This is a genomic window from Oscillibacter sp. ER4, assembly GCF_000765235.1.
Lineage (GTDB): Bacteria > Bacillota > Clostridia > Oscillospirales > Oscillospiraceae > Hominicoprocola > Hominicoprocola fusiformis.
On sequence record NZ_JPJG01000123.1, the window covers coordinates 1 to 692 of the forward strand.

Genomic DNA, 692 nt, shown 5'->3' on the forward strand with positions numbered 1-692 from the left:
TAATCAATTTGCCTCACCATGTCTCCACGACCAGACCGCAGATGTCCATGATGGATCGCGCAGCTCAGTTCTCTCCCTTCGCAGCTCTTACCAGTTATGATGCAGCGATCAAAGAGACCGGGCGTCTGACGGACGAAAAGATTGAGATGGACGAAGAGGCTCTGAACATTCTGAACATGAAGTTTCAGATCCTTGCCCGCTGTCTGGACGATGAGCCGGAAGTCACCTTCACCTACTTCAAACCGGACGAGAGAAAAGCCGGTGGAGCTTACATTGAAGTGACCGGTACTGTGAAAAAGGTGGATGACTTCGAGAGGTTCTCCGCTCAATAAAAAAGTAAAAAAACCTCAAACACAACCTTAAATAATGCGTACTGAACAAAGCCGCAAGCCTTGAAAGCCATAGCTTTCAAGGCCAAATGGCTTTGTTTAAGTGCAAGGATTTCGGGTAAAACCGCCCGAAATCCTTGCACCTTCCGCTGGAACGCTCTAGCGTTCCAGCGGAAATACGCATTGTAACAATGTCTGAATTTCATCAAAAGGGAAAAAAGTTGTCTTTTTGATGAAATTCTGCGGCAACAGCCGCAGGAATAAACCGCAAATGTAAATTTCAGCCACTGAGCACCACTTGCACGGAAAAACAGCTCCACTTTCACGGAGATTCAGCGCCACTCTCGCGGGCATGAGGTCCAC

General features: G+C 47.8%; 2 protein-coding genes. One reads left to right on the forward strand and one right to left on the reverse strand.

Annotated features, from left to right (window positions below; all coding sequences use genetic code 11):
- Nucleotides 1–2: 2 nt before the first annotated feature.
- Entirely contained in the window at nucleotides 3–332 is a 330-nt protein-coding gene (locus NI20_RS0113530) for a YolD-like family protein (protein ID WP_242843008.1), read from the forward strand.
- A gap of 156 nt (nucleotides 333–488) precedes the next feature.
- Here NI20_RS0113530 and NI20_RS15530 read toward each other — a convergent pair.
- Nucleotides 489–692, reverse strand: a 204-nt coding sequence (locus tag NI20_RS15530; RefSeq protein ID WP_206538575.1) for a hypothetical protein, incomplete at its 5' end; no start/stop codon positions are given.